This window comes from Bacteroidota bacterium, from assembly GCA_039821555.1.
Classification (GTDB): Bacteria; Bacteroidota; Rhodothermia; order Rhodothermales; family Rubricoccaceae; genus JBCBEX01.
Genome location: JBCBNX010000024.1, coordinates 13,937 through 32,408, shown reverse-complemented (window position 1 = coordinate 32,408; position 18,472 = coordinate 13,937). Strand labels below are relative to the sequence as shown.

10 protein-coding genes are annotated in these 18,472 nt (G+C 65.2%); all 10 read left to right on the top strand.

Annotated elements, in window-relative coordinates; translation table 11 throughout:
* Positions 1 to 19 precede the first annotated feature (19 nt).
* The 10 genes from AAFU51_17160 to AAFU51_17115 all read left to right on the top strand — a co-directional run bounded on the left by AAFU51_17160 (position 20) and on the right by AAFU51_17115 (position 18,438).
* Positions 20 to 745, top strand: coding sequence for a class I SAM-dependent methyltransferase (locus tag AAFU51_17160; protein MEO1572984.1), 726 nt, complete (start codon positions 20 to 22; stop codon positions 743 to 745).
* Entirely contained in the window at positions 742 to 1,629 is an 888-nt protein-coding gene (locus tag AAFU51_17155; GenBank protein MEO1572983.1) for a 3-hydroxyacyl-CoA dehydrogenase NAD-binding domain-containing protein, read from the top strand. Before AAFU51_17160 ends, AAFU51_17155 begins: the two co-directional genes overlap by 4 nt.
* Positions 1,586 to 1,897 carry a phosphopantetheine-binding protein gene (locus AAFU51_17150; protein MEO1572982.1) on the top strand — a complete coding sequence of 104 codons (312 nt, stop codon included), beginning with the start codon at positions 1,586 to 1,588 and terminating at the stop codon, positions 1,895 to 1,897. The genes AAFU51_17155 and AAFU51_17150 overlap by 44 nt, the downstream gene beginning before the upstream one ends.
* 31 nt (positions 1,898 to 1,928) lie before the next feature.
* Positions 1,929 to 3,137, top strand: coding sequence for an acyl-CoA dehydrogenase family protein (locus AAFU51_17145; protein ID MEO1572981.1), 1,209 nt, complete (start codon positions 1,929 to 1,931; stop codon positions 3,135 to 3,137).
* 49 nt (positions 3,138 to 3,186) lie between these two features.
* A complete protein-coding gene (locus AAFU51_17140) occupies positions 3,187 to 4,248 on the top strand; it encodes an HAD-IIIC family phosphatase (protein ID MEO1572980.1) in 1,062 nt (353 codons plus the stop codon).
* A 108-nt stretch (positions 4,249 to 4,356) separates the two neighbouring features.
* Entirely contained in the window at positions 4,357 to 5,154 is a 798-nt protein-coding gene (locus AAFU51_17135; protein MEO1572979.1) for a methyltransferase domain-containing protein, read from the top strand.
* 5 nt (positions 5,155 to 5,159) lie between these two features.
* Positions 5,160 to 6,056 (top strand): FkbM family methyltransferase, encoded by an 897-nt coding sequence (locus tag AAFU51_17130; GenBank protein MEO1572978.1) that lies wholly within the window; start codon positions 5,160 to 5,162, stop codon positions 6,054 to 6,056.
* Positions 6,053 to 11,632, top strand: a complete 5,580-nt coding sequence (locus tag AAFU51_17125) for an SDR family NAD(P)-dependent oxidoreductase (protein MEO1572977.1) — start codon at positions 6,053 to 6,055, stop codon at positions 11,630 to 11,632. Before AAFU51_17130 ends, AAFU51_17125 begins: the two co-directional genes overlap by 4 nt.
* 57 nt (positions 11,633 to 11,689) lie before the next feature.
* Complete coding sequence (locus AAFU51_17120) at positions 11,690 to 13,603, top strand: condensation domain-containing protein (GenBank protein ID MEO1572976.1); 1,914 nt, start codon at positions 11,690 to 11,692, stop codon at positions 13,601 to 13,603.
* An 80-nt stretch (positions 13,604 to 13,683) separates the two neighbouring features.
* Positions 13,684 to 18,438 carry an amino acid adenylation domain-containing protein gene (locus tag AAFU51_17115; protein ID MEO1572975.1) on the top strand — a complete coding sequence of 1,585 codons (4,755 nt, stop codon included), beginning with the start codon at positions 13,684 to 13,686 and terminating at the stop codon, positions 18,436 to 18,438.
* Positions 18,439 to 18,472 lie beyond the last annotated feature (34 nt).

Below are 18,472 nucleotides of genomic sequence, written 5' to 3'. Positions count from 1 at the left end.
GCCACCTCATAGGCTGACTATGTCACTCCGCTTCTTCGACGTCTCCAACGACCTCTACCGCTACATGCTAGAGGTATCGGTGCGCGAACCCTCCGTGCTGAAACGGCTACGAACGGCCACGTCTGAGAGGGACGGGGCGAAAATGCAGACCCCGCCCGAGGTCGGCCAGTTGCTCGAAGTGCTGGTCCGCCTCGTCGGAGCACGGCGCGTGCTGGAGGTGGGCGTCTTCACGGGCTACAGCAGCCTGTGCATCGCCCGGGCCCTGCCCGACGACGGGCTCTTGATCGCCTGCGACATCGATCCCGAGGCGACATCGCTCGCCGAGCACTATTGGAGAGAAGCTGGGGTCGATGCGCGCATCGATCTCCGGATTGCGCCCGCGCTCCAGACGCTCGATGCCCTGCTTGCTGAGGGGGCGCACGGGTCGTTCGACATGATCTTCCTCGACGCAGACAAGGAGAACTACGTCACCTACTACGACAAGGCCTATACGCTGCTGAGGGTCGGGGGCGTGCTTCTCGTAGACAACGTCCTGTGGGCAGGGCGGGTCGCGGACCTGGACGTGCAAGACTCCGAGACGGTGGGCATTCGCAAGCTGAACCAGCGGTTGGGCAACGATCACCGCGTCCTGCACAGCATGATTCCTATCGCTGACGGGCTGTCGCTCGTGCTCAAACTGGATCCCGAAGAGGCCATGGGGCCTCGTGACCAAGCCACTCCTCACTCCTTAGAGCCGGTATCATGAGCGCGCAAAAGAGGTTTCAGACCGTCGGGGTTGTTGGCGCGGGCGTGATGGGCTGTGGGTTAGCCCAATCGCTCGCAGCCTCGGGGCATGACGTCGTATTGGTGGACCTCACCCCAGAGGTCCTCGAACAGGCTGGGGAAACGATCAGGCAGAACCTGCGGTACGGCCGCCTTCGTGCTCCGGGCAGCGCCAAGGAGCCTACGCAGGCGGTTCTCGGACGGGTGCACTTCACGACGGACTACGAGGAGCTAGGTCGTGCAGAGTTCGTAATCGAAAACGTTACAGAGCGATGGGATATAAAAAAGGAAGTATATGGTCATCTAAATAGGATATGTGGACCAGATGTAATCATAGGGGTTAATACCTCGGCAATTTCTATCACAAAAGTGTCAAGTCTGGTGCAAAAGCCAGAGCGTGTGATTGGAATGCACTTTATGAATCCTGTCCCGGTGAAGCCACTCGTTGAGCTAATTCGGGGGTACTATACTAATGATAGTACTATTGAATCGGCGTCAACTATGTTGGCTCAGATAGGAAAAGAGGGAATTGTAGTAGAAGACATGCCTGGATTTGTGACGAATCGAGTGTTGATGCTAACAGTTAATGAGGCCGTATTTGTTATCCAAGATGGGGTAGCAGAAGCTAAGGAGGTAGATCGCATTTTTAGAGGATGCTTTGGGCATACGATGGGTCCACTTGAAACAGCGGACCTGATCGGGCTCGATACCATCCTTGATAGTCTTGTTGTGCTATACGAGAGCTACAACGACGATAAATACAGACCGGCACCTCTGCTGAAAAAGTTAGTCGCAGCAGGCCTGCTGGGACGTAAGAGTGGGCATGGATTTTATCCCTACTCGGTCGATTCGCCTTCCTCATTCTGAGTCAAACACATCATCAAAAGCAATGCGTGAGCACAGAACAACCATTCGCGAGTTTTTGGGACAATATTTCCACATTGGGGGAATCTCCGATAGTGAAGATATTTTCTCGTTAGGATTTGTCGATTCGATGTTTGCGATGCAACTTGTCTTATTCCTAGAGCGGACCTTTGATGTTCAAGTAGAAGACGATGATCTTGTCATGGACAATTTTAAAAGTGTCGATTCTATGACAGCATTTCTAGCACGCAAAGAGAGCGCTACAGTCTGATGCGCTCTCGTTCCTCGAAGCACCTCTCCCAGTGAACCCCCTACCGCCGATTGCAACCCGCGACCGAGCTGCGCTCTCGAATACGCAGCCTGGGACCTATCGCGCCTTCGCGGCCAGGGAGTTGGCTCCCTACGCCGATGCCTGGCACGCCTCGGAGACGTTCCCGATGGCTACGATCAAGCGAGTCGCAGCAGAGGGATACCTTGGCATGACGCTCCCTCGTCGCTACGGCGGCGGGGAGGCAAGTTGGTCTGCGCTTGCCCAACTAGCTGAAGCATTCGGCTGGGCCTGCTCGGCCGCGCGGAGTCTCCTGACCGTGCACTCCATGGTTGCCCACACCATCGAGCGGTGCGGCAGCGACGAACAGCGAGCCTGCTGGTTGCCCCGCCTCGCTTGCGGGGAGCAGTTGGCAGCGTTCGCGCTCAGCGAGCCGGAGGTGGGCAGCGATGCAAACGCGGTCGCTACGTCTGCCCGGAGCGAAGGCGACGACTACGTGCTGTCCGGTACCAAGAAATGGACGACCTTCGCGGAGACCGCCGACGTGTTCTTGGTGTTTGCCCAAGAGCCGAGTGGGCTGGCGGCGTTCGTGGTCGAGCGCTCGACGCCCGGTCTCGAGGTGGACCCCATCCGTGGCCTGCTGGGCGTGCGGGCAGGGGGGACGTGCACGGTTCGCCTCAACGGCTGTCGCGTGCCGAGAGCCAACAGACTGGGACGTCCTGGCATGGGCGGGCGTTTTGCGCTGGCAACAGCACTGGTGCACGGGAGACTCACCGTGGCAGCTGGCTGCGTGGGCCTCGCCCAGGCCGCGCTGGAGGCCAGCGCGCGCTACACAAGCGAGCGGCACCAGTTCGGGCAGCCGCTCATGTCGTTCCAGCTCGTCCGCCGGCTCATCACCGACATGTCGGTCCAGACGGAGGCGGCCCGCGGACTGACGCAGCGAGCCGCCCGCCTGCTAGAGGCAACGCAGCCAGATGGGCCGACGGCCACGGCGCAGGCCAAGTACTACGCGGCTATTGTGGCCGCGAAGGCGACGGCCGACGCCGTGCAGCTCCACGGAGGAAGCGGGTGTAGCTCAGAGCATTCGGTTCAGCGCTTCTTCTGCGACGCCAAGGTGATGGAACTCATTGAAGGGACCAACGAGATCCACCAGATCACGCTAGCGCAAGATGTCTACAGGAGACACGGCGCGGTCCTGCAAACGAACGGCAACGCAAACGTTTTCGGCAAGACTGATGCATGAAGTAGCATATCCTACGATTGACGTAGCTGATGGGCGAACCATCAAGTGCGTGGTATGGGATCTGGACAACACGCTTTGGGATGGAGTCCTTCTAGAGGAGAGCGTCGAACTCAGGCACGACCTCGTCGACACGATCCGTGAACTGGATCGGCGGGGAATACTGCACTCGATTGCGAGCCGAAACGACGAGGCGACGGCGCTTGAGATGCTGCGCCGCCACGGGCTAGCGGACTTGTTTCTGCTTCCGCAGATCAACTGGGGTCAGAAGTCGGTCTCGGTCAAACGCATTGCAGCGGAGATAAACATTGGGCTCGACGCGGTGGCGTTTGTCGACGACCAGCCCTACGAACGAGACGAGGTGACTTTCGCGCTCCCCCAAGTCCTTTGTCTGGATCCGAGCGTAGCCAAGTCGCTGCCCAGTCATGCGGCCTTCACCCCTCGGTTCATCACAGCCGAGTCCGGCAAGCGCCGGTCGCTCTACCAGGCGGATCTGCGTCGAAAGGAAGCAGAGTCGGTGTATGAGGGGCCTAAAAAGGACTTCCACGCCACGCTCGGGATGAAGCTCACCATCCGCGAGGCCACCCGGGACGACCTCCAGCGCGCGGAGGAACTGACCGTGCGCACCAACCAACTCAACTCAACAGGGCGCACCTACACCTACGAAGAGCTCGATGCGCTTCGCCATGCCCCGGACCACTGGCTCATGGTAGCCAGCCTCTCCGATGTCTACGGCGACTACGGGACCATCGGGCTGGCACTGGTGGAGCAGCAGCCGGAAGAGTGGACCGTCAGACTGCTGCTCATGTCGTGCCGCGTGATGTCGCGCGGCGTGGGGAGTGTGCTGATGACGCACATCCAGCAGCGCGCGCGCGACGCCGGCGTACGGCTCGCGGCGGACTTCGTCCAGACGGACCGCAACCGGGCCATGTATGTCAGCTTCGTCTTCGGTGGCTTCGAGGTCGGCACTCGGGACGGAGCGCATCTCACATTTATACATCCCCTCACAGATATCCAGCCCCTCCCTCCGCACGTCACGGTGCACTACGGTTCAGCACCACCCGCGGGCGCGCTGTCTGCCGCCCAGCCAGGCCCCTCCGGATCCCAGACCTAACCCTACACGTCGATGAAAAGCCCATCGTACACCTCGCCAGACATTGGTACAGCACCGATCAACGGGAACGGGCATGCGCCTGGCACGCTCAGTGCCCCCACGCTTCCCATGGAGCACCTCCCCCACGAATTGGAGGGGGGCACGGACTTCGACGAGGGGAGGCGGGGGCGCAACTATCGCCGCGCCAACGAGCAGATGCCCGCCGTCCGTGTGCATGAGCTCAGTCTCATGCTGGAGAAGGTGGCCGCCCAGCCCGGGCAGCGCATCCTCGACTTTGGGTGCGGGACCGGCGTGCTCTCGCTGCCGGTGGCCGCGCAGGTCGGCGCCACCGGCGAGGTCGTCGCCGTCGAAGGCTCGAAGATGTCCGCAGACGAAATGCCGCGGGGCCTGCGGGACGAACCCAACGTGCGCCTGATCTCGCTCGACGGGGACCGGATCGATTTCCCGAGCGGCAGTGTGGACACCGTGTTCACCCTGGCCTCGCTGCACCATGTTGCCGACAAGGTGGCCCTCTGCCGCGAGTTCTACCGCCTCCTCCGGCCGGGCGGTCGCCTCATCATCGGCGATGTTGCGGATCACACCACCGTGCAGCGGTTCTTCGACGACCACATCCACGCCCACTGCAGCACCGGGCACGACTACAGGTTCCTCGACAGGATGGACCTCGAGACGATCTGCGAGTTCTCGGGCATCGAGTTGCAGGAATGGGGCGTCCACTCGGTGCCCTGGGTGTTCGAGGACGAGGCCGCAGCGGGCCGGTATCTCCGGATGATCTTCGACATGAACTGCTCGGCGGAGGACTGTCTGGACCGAGCCAAGCGCTACCTCGGCTACACCGCAAGCTTGCCGCACTTCCACCTGTTCTGGCGGCTGTTCTACTTCACAGGAATCAAGCCGATGGCCTAGGGCTCATGAACGACGTAGCTCCCATGACTGAAGTGCGCCTTCCGAACGGACTCGACATCGTCTGTCAGAGTCCCACGGAAGCCCTGTTCTTCTACGAGGACTTGTTCGAGAAGCAGGTCTATTTCCGCAACGGCATCACGCTTCCGGAGGACGCCTGCGTCTTCGACGTAGGCTCCAACATCGGGATGTTCATGCTGTCGGTGCACTTTCTGTGCGTGCGCCCCCGGCTCTTCTGCTTCGAGCCGGCACCGCCGCTCTATCGCATACTCGACGAGAACCGGCGCCGTCACGGCGTCGACGCCACCCTGCACAACTTCGGCATCTCCGACGAAGAGACCACGGCCTCGTTCACGTTCTACCCGCAGAGCTCGGGCATGTCGTCGTTCCACGGTGACCTCGACGAGGAGCGGCAGGTGTTGCGCTCGCTGATGGAGAACCAACGCGACCACGGCATGCCGGGCATGGAAGCGGTGATGAAGCACGCCGACGACCTGCTCGAAGCACGCCTCCAGAGCACCGCCCTCACGTGCCAGCTCAGGCGACTGAGCGACGTCATCGCGGAGCACGGCATCAGCACGATCGACTTGCTCAAGATCGACGTCCAGAAGTGCGAGATGGAGGTGCTGCACGGGCTCTCGGAGGAGGACTGGCCGAAGATCAAGCAGATCGTGGTCGAGGTGCACGACACCGAAGGCCGCGTCGAAGCCATGAACGCGCTGCTACACGAACACGGCTACCGCGTGCTGGCCGAGCAAGACACGCTCTACGAAGGGACGGGCATCTACAACCTGTATGCCCACCGGCCCTTGTCCAGCTCCGCGTCGGCGGCCACTGCTGCGGCAGCCCGCCTCGCTCGTCGGAAGGCCCGCAACCGAACACATCAACGACGCCCGCACTCATGAAGACCCCGCATACCGACCTCGAAGACAGTGCTGCCGTCGCCATCGTTGGGATGAGCGCACGCTTTCCGGGCGCAGACACCCTCGACCAATACTGGCAGAACCTAGCCGCCGGCGTCGAGTCCATCCGCCGGTTCGACGAGGCCACCCTCCGGCAGGCGGGTGTCTCGGAAGCGCTTCGCTCGTCCCCCACGTATGTGCCCGCAGCCGGAGCAATCGACCAGATCGACTGCTTCGATGCCGGGTTTTTCGGACTCTCGGCGCGGGACGCCGAGGTCATGGACCCCCAGCAGCGCGTCTTTCTGGAGGAGTGCTGGAAGAGCCTCGAAGACGCCGGCTATAACCCCAAGGACATCGAAGGGCTGGCCGGAGTCTTTGCCGGGGTGGGCTGGAACACGTACCTGCTCTCCTACGCCATGCAGGCGCCCCAGGAGGAGGCAGGCGATGTGCTGCAGTACCGGATCCGGAACGACAAGGACTTCCTCAGCACCCTCGTCTCGTATCACCTGAACCTGCGCGGCCCCAGCATGACCGTCCAGACGGCGTGCTCGACGTCGCTGGTGACCATCCATCTCGCGTGCCAGAGCCTGATCGACTTCAGCTGCGATCTGGCCCTCGCCGGGGGCGTCAACCTGTCCTACCCAGCCGAGCAAGGCTACACCGCGCGCGAAGGCGTGTTTTCGGCGGACGGCCACTGCAGGGCTTTCGACGCGAAGGCGCAGGGCACCGTCTCAGGAAGCGGAGTCGGGGTGCTCGTGTTGAAGCGCCTCGAAGATGCCCTGAGTGACGGCGACACGATTCGAGCCGTGATCCGAGGGAGCGCCATCAACAACGACGGGCGCAGAAAGGCGGGCTACACGGCCCCGAGCGTCGATGGGCAGATCGAGGTGATCGCGCTCGCCCACGCGCTGGCTGGCGTCGACGCGAGCGAGGTCAGCTACGTCGAGGCGCACGGTACCGGCACTCCGCTCGGCGACCCCATCGAGGTCGAAGCGCTGACGCAGGTGTTTCGCCAGAGCACGAACCGCAAACAGTTCTGCGGGCTGGGCTCCGTGAAGACGAACATCGGCCACCTGGATGCAGCAGCGGGTGTGGCTAGTGTGATCAAAACGGTCTTGGCGTTGGAGCACAAACAACTCCCAGCGTCCTTGCACTATGACCGCGCCAACCCGCGCATCGACTTCGCGGGCAGCCCGTTCTTTGTGGTCGACGAGTTTCGTCCTTGGGAGGCAGAGAGCGGTCCTAGAATAGCTGGCGTGAGCGCCTTCGGCGTTGGCGGCACCAACGCGCATGTGGTGTTGCAAGAGGCCGCCCCAGCCACGTCGTCGAGTCCGAGCCGGCCCGTGGAGCTGCTGCTCATGTCGGCCCGCTCAGCCGAGCGGCTCGACGCCGCGACGAAGGACTTGGCCGAAGCGCTCGGCCAGCCTGGCGCGCCCACGCTGGCCGACGCGGCCTACACGACGCACGTCGGACGGCAGCGCATGGACCACCGCCGGGTAGCCCTCATCCCAACGGGGCACGAGGCGGCTGACATACTCCGCAGCCTCGACCCTGAATGGATACTTGAAGGGTACAACGACGCCAGCAAGCGGCCCGTGGATCTGCTCTTTCCAGGGCTCGGCAACCACTACGTGGGCATGGGCCGGGGGCTCTACGACACCGAGCCCGTGTTCAAAGAGACGGTCGACAGATGCGCGCGTCTGCTCGAACCGCACCTAGGCTGCGACCTGCGTCAGCATCTCTACCCGGCGCAGACCGCCGAGCCCGACGAGGAGCCGTCCGGAGGGGACGCGTTCAGGCGCATGCTGCAACGCGACCAGCCGAAAAACGGCACCGATGGACCGACAAGCTCGACGAAATACGCCCAGCCCCTGCAGTTCGTAGTGTCCTACGCCTTGGCCCAGCTCTGGGAGTCATGGGGCATTGTTCCGCGCGCGATGCTCGGACACAGCATCGGGGAGTACGTCGCGGCGACGCTCGCAGGCGTGTTCAAGCTGGAGGACGCGCTTCGGATCGTAGCGCTGCGCGCCCGCCTCATAGAAGCGCTGGAGCCGGGAGCCATGTTGGCCGTCTCCGCGCCGGAGAGCGAGGTGGTAGAGCGCCTAGGGCCGGATCTCTCCGTGTCCGCGGTGAACGCGCCGAGGCTCACGGTCGTCGGGGGAGGCGTCGATACGGTCCAGGCTTTCGCCAAGGCACTTGAAGCGGAGGGGATCGGGAGCCGCCTCCTCCAAACTGGGCATGCCTTTCACACGCACCGGATGCGCCCGATCGTCGCCGAGTTGAAGCAAGCGCTTCACGCCATCCGACTGGCAGCGCCCCAGCGTCCCTACGTGTCGGGCGTGACCGGCACCTGGGTGACCCCAGACCAGGCAATGAGCCCCGCCTTCTGGTGCAGCCACCTGGAGCAACCTGTCCGCTACGCCGACGCAGTAGCAACGCTGTGGAAGGATGGCCGGAGCATGCTGCTGGAAGTGGGACCAGGCAACACGCTCGGAGCCTGGGCACTACAGAACCCAGTCGTGAGCGATGTAGAAACCCCAACCGTCCTAGCGTCCTTGCCCCACGAGTGGGAACGCAAGGCTGACACGACCACCGTTGCATCGGCGCTCGCAAAGTTGTGGCTCGGTGGCGCTGAGATCGACTGGGCCGGGTATCACGAGGGGCACGAGCGCCGACGCGTACCACTCCCCACCTATCCGTTCGAGCGCACGCGCTATGCCCTCCCGATGGCCGCGGAGACGGCCACACAAAGTCGGGAAAGGATGGCGGAGGAGCACGCTCAACGTTCTCTGGACGACTGGTTCTACGTGCCAACATGGCGGCAGACGCCGCTGCTTGCAGCACGCGAGGAAGAGCACGCATCAGACGCGACCTGGCTGCTTGTGGCCCCTCGAAACGGCGAGCAAGCCCTGGCAGACGCCGTACGCGGCAGGCTGGAGGCCATGGGCGCCTCGTGGGCTGAGGTGGCAAGCGGGGACGGCTACGCGGTCGAGGAACGCTCGACGGCGGGAGCCCATGTCTCGTACACAGCACGGTTGACGGAGGCCGGTGACTACGCGTTGATGCTGGATGACCTAGCGGAGCGCGGCATGTCGCCCACCCGTGTCGTTCACCTGCTGAACCTGGGCGGGGCGTCGCAGCCCGAGCACGGCCCGCTCCGATCTGCGCCGACCTCTGATCCGCGTGAGATCGAACAGACCTTGGAAGCGAGTTTCTATAGCCTGCTGGCCCTCTTGCAGGCCTGGAGCGACTACGGCGGGGCGGTGCCTCGTCTGGCAGTCGTCTCGGATCAGGTGCAGTCCGTCACCGGAGCGGAGTCCCTCATGCCAGCGCGGGCGGCGTTGCTCGGGCCATGCCGCGTAGCTCCTCAGGAGATCGAAGGATTCGAGAGCATCAGCCTGGATGTCGATGCCGACGCGCGCGACGTTTCCTCGCTGAGTGCAGCCATCGTACGTGAGTGCGCCGAGGTCCAACTCGGCCATCACACGGTAGCCTACCGCAACGGAAGGCGCTGGGTGCTTGAGTTCTCCGCACAGCCTCTACCCGAACAGAACACCGAGCGCTGGGAGGAGAGCGTCGATGGAGACGGCGCCTACATCATCACCGGAGGGCTCGGAGGGCTGGGCTTGGCCTTCGCCGAACGCCTGGTTCAGGCAGGGGCGAAGCATCTCATTCTGGCGAGCCGCTCGGCCTCCGAAGACGGTCTTCGCGACGCCCATACCAACACGGCGAGACGTATTGCCACGTGGCGCTCCGCAGGGGTGACCGTGGCTGTGCGCTCCGTCGATGTGACAGAGGCACAGGCGCTAGCGGCACTCGTTGACGAACACGAGACCACCCTTCGCGGGGTGATTCACGCGGCAGGCGTGGCACCCATCGGACTCATCCAGGTGAAGACGCGCGAGGCGGCAGCCAGCGTCTTGGCCCCGAAGGTGCTGGGTACCTATGCCCTCGAAGCTGCCTTGGCAGAATGCGACCTCGACTTTGTGGTGCTGTGCTCGTCCCTGCACGCGCTCTTTGGAGGGATTGGGACGGTGGATCATGCCGCCGCGAACGCGGTCCTGGATGCCTGGGCCTATGCGAGCACGCATCGCACGGTCGCGATCAACTGGGGCGGATGGGCAGAAGTGGGGCAGGCGGCTCATGCTGTCGTGTCGCCGCGGGTGCGCGCCCTCCTCGAAGAACCGGCGGGCAACGGCCAGGCGAACGGCATGCATCCGCTCCTGAGCGAAGTGAAGCTGGAAAGCGCAGAAGAACTGATACTGACGGGCACCCTGGACCCATCGACCCAGTGGCCTCTGGACGAGCATCGGGTGGCAGGCAGCGGTATGCTGCCGGGAACCGCGATGGTTGGCCTGATGCACGCCGCGGCAACGACGTGGGCAGAGAGGCCAGCCACCATGCTGCGCGCCGTTCAGTTCCTCCGGCCGCTCATCGTAGAGGACGGGACCAGCACGCCCATTGAGGTGCGGGTTTTGCGGCGAGAGGACGGCACTGCGGAGGTCACGCTCTACGAAGCCGGTGGCGAGCACAGCCCCGTGTCGAAGGCGGTCGTCGTCGAAGGCGCAGGGCAGCCAGACGATCTCGACCTCGACGCAATCAAAGCATCGTATGAACAGGCGGACTACGTCGAAACGGACGACGAGGGGTTGGGCCTGGGGCCCCGGTGGCGCGGCCTCATCCGAGAGCTGTGGCACGGCGAAGGCGCACTGCTCGCTCGCCTCGAACTCGCTGAAGCGTTCGCAGCCGATGTCGACCACTATGACGTGCACCCAGCGCTGCTCGACGTGGCGACGGGCTTGCTGCGCGCAGCGGGGACGGGGACATACCTCCCGCTGGAGTACGAGTCGGTCGAGGTGTTCGCGCCGATGCCGGCGGCCTGTTTCAGCCACGTCCGCGTCCACGACCGCAGCGCGTCCGACGCGGTGCTCTGTGGAGACGTGCTCGTGACGGACGAAACGGGCAGCGTCTGCGCGCGGCTGAATGGGTACACGGTGCGGAAGATCGAGGCCCTGGGTGCGGCCGAGTTCCAGCCGAGCCAACCGGCAGCGTTGCAGGCAACGGAGGGCGACGGCATCCGACCGGAGCTCGGGGCCGAAGCGTTTGCTCGGATCCTGGGAAGCGCCGTCGGGCCCCAGGTCGCCGTCTCGATCGAACCTCTGGAGCGCTTCGAGACGCGCACATCGGCCCTCACGGCAAGCCACCTCGTCGAGCGGCTCTCGGCACCGGCTCACTCGCTCCACCAGCGTCCGAAGCTGGCTACCCGCTACGAGCCACCGCGAAGCGAACTGGAGGAGGCGCTCGCGGAAGCCTGGCAAGAGACCCTGCACGTCGAGCAGATCGGGATCCACGACAGCTTCTTCGAGCTCGGCGGCGACTCGTTGCTCGCGTCCCAGCTGGTGACGCGACTCGGCGTCGCCTACGGCATCGAACTACCGCTGCGGGCGCTCTTTGAGCACGCCAGCATCGCCCAACTCGCGCCCGAAATCGTCGCCCGTCAGCTGAAGCAGATGGGGTACGACGGCCTGGCCGAGGTCGAGGGCGCCGACTTCGCTACGGACGGCGTCCTCCACGACTAATCCAACGTGGCCTGGTGTACCAGGCCAGCCATTCTGCACCGAGCCCGAAGGACTTCCATGGGTGACCTCTCACATCGTCTGAGCGACATCGACCCGAAAGACCTCGCTGCGTTGTCGAGCCGACTGCTCGCGGCTCAGCAGCAAGCGCCCGCACGGAAGCGCAGCGCCTCGACGTCACAGATTCCGCGCAGGTCCGCCACGGGTCCTGTGCCGCTGACGGCCGGGCAGCAGCGCATCTGGTTTCGGGAACTGCTGAGTCCAGACAATGCGGGCAACAACGTGCTGACGCCCCTCCGCATCGAAGGGCCGCTGGACCCGGACGTGCTGGAGCGTTGCGTGCGAGCCATCCAGGAGCGCCACAACATCCTCAGGGCTACGGTCATCTCCAACGGGGACGTCCCGCACCTCGCCATTCACGCGACGTGCCCGATGGCGTTCACCCGCGTCGACCTCACGAGCGACAGTGAGGACATAGACGCGGCGGACGTAAACGCAACGGTGCAGGAGCACATTCGAGTAGAGCTCGAACGGCCCTTCGAGCTTACCTCGGAGCCTCCGATGCGGGCGACGCTCCTTCGCGTAGGAGCCACCTCCTGGGTGTTCCTCCCGGTCTTCCATCACCTGGCCTTCGACCATGCCTCGCAGCAGCTCTTCTTGAGCGAGCTGGGCACCGTCTACGACTCGCTCTGCCGAGGGGCTGGGGTGGGGCTCCCTCCGCTTCGAATCCAGTTCGATGACTACGCGGCCTGGGAACACGGGCGACTCACCACCGACGTGGTAGAAGAGCAGACGGCGTTCTGGGAGGACACGCTGGACGGGGTCGAGCTCACCCTGGCGCTGCCCACCGACTTGCCTCGGCCCCGCGTGCCGATGGCGGTGGGCCGCGAACTCGTGCATCCCATCCCCGACGGCGTCGCGGCCGCGGCTCAGACGCTCGCCCAGGAAATGCAGGTCTCGCTGGTAGCCGTGCTTCTCGGGGTGTTCGAGCTTGTCGCGGCCCGCATGGCAGGCAAAGAGCGCTTCGTCCTCGGCTATCCGATGGCCAACCGGAGCCGACCCGGCACCGAGACCCTGATTGGCATGCTCGCCAGCGACCTGCTGATACGCGCGGACGTGGCAGGGGAGGAGCCTGGCTCTGCGCACGTCCGGCACGTGCACGAGGCAATGCTGGCCGTGCACGAGCACGCCGACGTGCCGCTCCACGAGCTGTTCCATCTGAAGAGAACCGGCGTGCCAGCCGGCTTAGGGCGCGTCATCCCGGTCGCGTTCAGCCACATGAGCGCGTCGCGCGAGAAGCTCACGCTTCCCGACCTGAGCGTCGAGGTGATGGAGCGCAACGCCGACAACACGACCCCGCTCGACCTCTACTTCTACGTAGTCGAGACGGCGTCGGGCCTGGAGCTGACGCTCACCTACGATCTCGACCTCTACAGGCCCTCGACCATGACCCTGCTGGCCGAGGCCTACGTGTCCTTGCTCACCCAGCTGGTCGAGGCTCCGGAGCGTTCGCTCGGTTCGTTGGAGACCCCGCCGGCGTTCGTGGCGTGGTGCGCCACCGCGGAGCGCCCGCTTCCGCCGTCCGAGACGAAGGGGGCGACCAAGGCCTCGTTTGCGGCGCCCGAGACGCCCATCCAGGGACAACTCGCCGAGATCTGGGAAGAGCTGCTGGACCTGGACCAGGTGGGGGTCGACGACGACTTCTTCCTGCTCGGGGGGCACAGCCTGGTGGGAACGGTGCTCGTCTCACGCATCCGCACCGTCTTCGGTGTGGACGTGCCGCTCGCGACCGTGTTCGACCAGCCGACCGTGCGGGGCCTCGCAGCGGCCGTCGAGGACCTCCTTCTCGGCTCTCTGTCTGACGCCGAGCTAGCCGACGCGCTGAGCGAACTGGACGGATTGACGGACGAAGAAGTCGCGGCCCTGTTGGAAGAAGAAAAAGGAGCACTCCGAGGTGGGCCAACCCTCGTCTAGCCTGCGAAGCGCGCTCCAGCCATGCTACCACCCAATCGCCCACCTGCTTTGACCGCTGAGCAGGATGACATCCTGCCAGGATGATACAGAACCAGGTCAAGATTGACGAACTGACGGACCGGCAGCGCGCTTTGCTCGTGCTTCGGGCGCGGCAGCGGCAGGCCGCTCAGGGACGCGAGGCCAACGCGGGCATCGTCCGGCAGCAGAGAGTGGAAGGGGAGGGGTTTCCGCTGTCCTTCGCCCAGCAGCGCCTCTGGTTTCTCTACCGGCTGGATCCGGCGAACCCAGCCTACAACCTGCCGCTGAATGTCCGGTTGGTCGGGGACCTCGACGTGGCCGCACTTGAGGGCAGTCTGCAGGCCGTCGTGGCGAGGCATGAGACGCTCCGAACCACGTTCTCGGAAGACGACGAAGGACGGGCTCAGCAGGTCGTGGCCCCCGACGCCTCCGTGCCGCTCGCGCACATCGACATCCAGGGGCTACCGGGATCGCAGCGCGCAGAGGAGGCGAAGCGCTGGGAGCAGGCCGAGGCGCACCGTTGCTTCCGCTTGGAGACCGACGTACCCCTGCGCGCGTGCCTGCTGCAGGAGGGGCCGCAGGCGTGGCAGCTTCTCGTGACGATGCACCACATCGCCTCGGACGGGTGGTCGATGGAGTTGCTGCTCCGCGAAGTGATCGGCGGGTATCGCAAGCACGTGGGACTGCCGCACCAGCGGCTGCCGGAGCTGGACGTGCAGTATGCCGACTATGCCGTCTGGCAACGGCAGGACCGGCTCGGCGAGACCGCACGCCAGGAGCAGTACTGGCAAACACAGTTGGAAGGCGCCGCACCGCTGCTGGCTATGCCCACGGACCGGCCGCGTCCGCCCGTGCAGCAGTTCGAAGGCGGGTGGGTGCCGGTGAAGATTCCTGCCTCGCTCTCGGCGTCGCTTGCGGCCCTCGTGTCCCATTCGGGCGCCACGCCCTTTGTGGGGTTCCTGGCTGCGTTCGTGGCGATGCTGAGTCGCTGGTCCGAGCAGGACGACATCACCGTAGGCACGCCCGTCTCGGGACGCACCCGAAGCGAGATCGAGGGCCTGATCGGCTTCTTCGTGAACACCCTCGTGCTCCGGTGCCGAACCGACGCCACCGCGACGTTCCGCGACCTCGTGCAGGTCGTCCGCACGACGATGCTCGAAGCCGATGCCCATCAGGACGTGCCCTTCGACCGGCTCGTCGACCTCCTTGGCGTGGAGCGCGACTTGAGCCGCCACCCGCTCTTTCAGGTGGTCTTTTCGTACGGCCAGCACGGGTCTACACCGGGCGGGACCTACGACGAGGTCGCCCCGTCCCTGCGCCTGGCGAGCGAGCAGCAGAGTGTCAACACCGGCACGGCGAAGTTCGACCTCACGCTGGCGCTCTACCACCGCGATGGGCAGGTCCAGGGCGTGTTTGAATACAGCCGGGCGCTCTTCGACGAGGCGACAATCCAGTCCATGGCGGACTCGTTCCTTACGCTGCTGGGGGCGTGCGTGGCCGATCCAGACTGCGTCGTGGCCGAGATCCCGGCCGCCAAGCTGCCGCCGTCGGGATGGAGCATCGAAGGGGCACAGCCTGTCGTCGAGCCCACGTCTCCGGCTACGCTTCCAGCCCTCTTCGAGCAGCAGGTCGCGCAGAAACCGGATGCCATCGCGCTGACGGTCGGGACGGAGCATGTGAGCTACGCGGCCCTGGAGACGGTGTCCAACACCCTTGCGCGCCGGCTGCAAGAGGCCGGCGTCGGTCCTGACGACGCGGTCGGACTGAGGCTGACGCGGACGCCAGCCATGGTGATGGGCATCCTCGCTGCCGTGAAGGCCGGCGGCGCCTACGTGCCCATCGACCCCGAATACCCGGTGGCGCGGCAGCGCCTCATGGAAGAGGACGCGCGTCTGAAGCTGCTCGTGACCGAGGAGGCCTGCGCCGCGCGGTCGTCGGAATCGCCCGTCGAGCGCCTCTGGATCGAGCCGAGCGAGGTGAAGGATATCCTACGGGCAGGAGAAGACCCAGGCCCGCCGCGCCGCGCGCTCTCGGATGACCACCTCGCCTACATCGTCTACACGTCGGGGTCGACCGGGAAGCCCCGCGGGGTAATGGTCACACACGCCGGGATCGTCAACCAACTGAGGTGGAGGCAGCGCGTCTTTGATCTAGGGCCTGGCGATGCCGTGCTGCACAACTTCTCGTTCAGCTTTGACCCGTCGGTGTGGATGTTCTTCTGGCCGCTCGCGAGCGGAGGGCGCATCTGCCTCTCGCCGCCGGGCGAAGCCAGAGACCTCGAAGCCCTCGTCGACATGGCGGCCCGGGACCGGTGCGCGGTGCTGGGGACCGGCCCCTCGGTGCTCGACATGCTCCTCGACGTCCCCGAATTGGCGCAGTGCACGGCGCTCCGTCACATCTTCTGCGGGGGGGAGCTGTTCCTCCAAGAGTTGAAGGAGCGCTACTTCTCCGCGCTCCCCGCTTCGTTGGAGTCGCTGCCCGTGCACAACGTCTACGGGCCGACGGAGACCGTCATCGATGCGACGTGGCACACGTGCCATCCCGACGACGAGCGCACGAGCATACCGATCGGCCGCGCCGTGGACTGGAAAGGACTGCTGGTGCTCGATCGGTTCGGCAACCCCGCGCCCGTGGGCATGCCCGGCGAACTCTACATCGGTGGCGCTGGGCTGGCACGCGGGTATCGGTCGAAGCCGCGGCTGACGGCGGAGCGTTTTGTGCCGAGTTCGTGGCCCGGGGCGACGGGCGAGCGGCTGTATCGCACAGGCGATGTCGTGCGCCATCTCCCCAGCCAAGAGGTCGAGTTCGTCGGCCGAGTGGACGCGCAGGTCAAGGTGCGAGGCTACCGCGTGGAGCCTGGTGAAATTGAGGAGGCGCTGCTCAACCACGACGCGGTCCGCGAGGTCGCCGTGGTGCCGGTCGGCGGGCCCAGCCGTCAGCAACTCGCCGCCTATGTCCTGCCCAAGGATCCAGACGCGCCGCCGGATGCCGCTGTGCTTCGAACCGCGCTGCGAGCTGCGCTGCCGGAATACATGGTGCCCCAGTTCTTCGTCATCCGAACGACGTTCCCGAGGACGCCGAGCGACAAGCTGGACCGCAAGGCGCTCCCTCCGCCAGATCCGAACGACGCGCTGCCGGACGAGATGGTGGTGCCACGCAACGACGTGGAGTATCGACTCTGCGCGGTGTGGTCGTCGGTGCTTGGCCTAGAAGAAATCGGGGTCAACGCCAACTTCTTCGACCTCGGTGGCGACTCGATCCTGTGCATCCAACTCGTGGCTCACGCGCGGAAGGCCGGAATAAGGTTCACTCCGCTGCAGCTCTTCCAGCATCAGACCGTGGGAGAACTGGCCGAGGTGGTCGAGGCCGGTGCTGTGGAGATCGCAAGCACGGGCCCCGTGACTGGCACGGCCCCGCTCACACCGTTCCAGGCCCGGTACTTCGAGCGGTCGTGGGCCGCGCCCGCAGGCTGGGTGCTCTCGGCCCTCTGCGAGACACCGACGACGCTTACGGCGGGCGATCTGTCGAGCGTGATGAGCGACCTCACGAGTGCGCACGACGGCCTACGCGCCCGCTTCCCAGTGGTGAATGGGACCCGGCGTCAAGAAATTGGCGCCGCGCTCGACGAGCCGCTGACCGTCGTCGACCTGAGCGCACTGCCGCCTCCGGCCAGGGCGCGCGCGCTCGCCGCAGCGCTGCAGCGAGGCACAGGCAGCCTGGACATCGGGCAGGGACCGCTCTTCCGGAGCATCTACTTCCAGCAGGGCGATGAGCGCGGGCGTCTCATGCTCATCATGCACCGCCTGGTGACGGACGGCTTCTCGTGGCAGGTCTTGCAGGAGGACATGAAAGTCCTCTACAGCGCTGTGCGGTCGGGCACGCAAGCGCCTCCGGCCATGAAGACGACCTCGGTGCTGGACTGGGGGACTCGTCTCCAGGCCCTGGAGCCCTCCAAGGAGGCCGCGGCCTACTGGCTGGATCGGCTCGGCGAGGTCACCGATGTATTGCCAGCCCGGCTGATGGCGACCGAGCCAGACTCCGCTGCGCGCACCCACGCGTCGACTGCGACGGCTACCCGCTGGCTGGACCCGACGACGACGCGTCAGCTCTTCGATCTCGTGTCGAGGAGCTATCGGCTGCGGGGGCAGGAGGTCCTGGTGGCCGGCATCGCGCTGGCGCTTCGCCGGTGGGGCGGGCTCAAGCGCTGGTGGGTGGACGTGGAGACCAACGGCCGCACCCACGCCTTCGACGGCGTGGACTTGTCGAGGACCGTCGGCGCCTTCGCGGACCAGTACCCGCTGTGGGTCAGCCTCCCGGACGAAGGCACGCCCGAAGAGGCGCTTACGCTGTTCAGCCAGGAGGCAGCACCGCAGCCCGAAGAGGTGATGGCCTACAGCGTTGCGCGGTACGTCCATCCTGCCTCCACGACTGGGCAGGCGCTACGCGCGCTGCCGCAGCCGGAGATCGCGTTCAGCTATCTCGGCGAGGTGCCGCTGCCGCCTGACGGCGAGGAAGACTTCCCGCCTGCGCCCGAGACGCTCCCTCCCGAGCACGACGCCGACAATGAGCGGACGCACGTGCTCGAACTGATGGGGCACCAGCTCGACGGCGAGCTCTGCCTGCGCATCTCCTACAGTCGCGCGCGCTTCTCAGAAGACGCCATCGCAGGCTTGCAAGACGCGCTCGACACAGCCCTCCGGGATCTCGTCCGCCACTGCGAGTCGGCGGAAGCCGGGCTGCCCTTCACCTACGAGGACCTCACCCTCGTGGACCTCGACGAGGGGGATTTCGACAAGATCAGCGCCCTGCTTGTCTAGACGAACTCTCCAGACGCCCTCATCCATCCTGCTG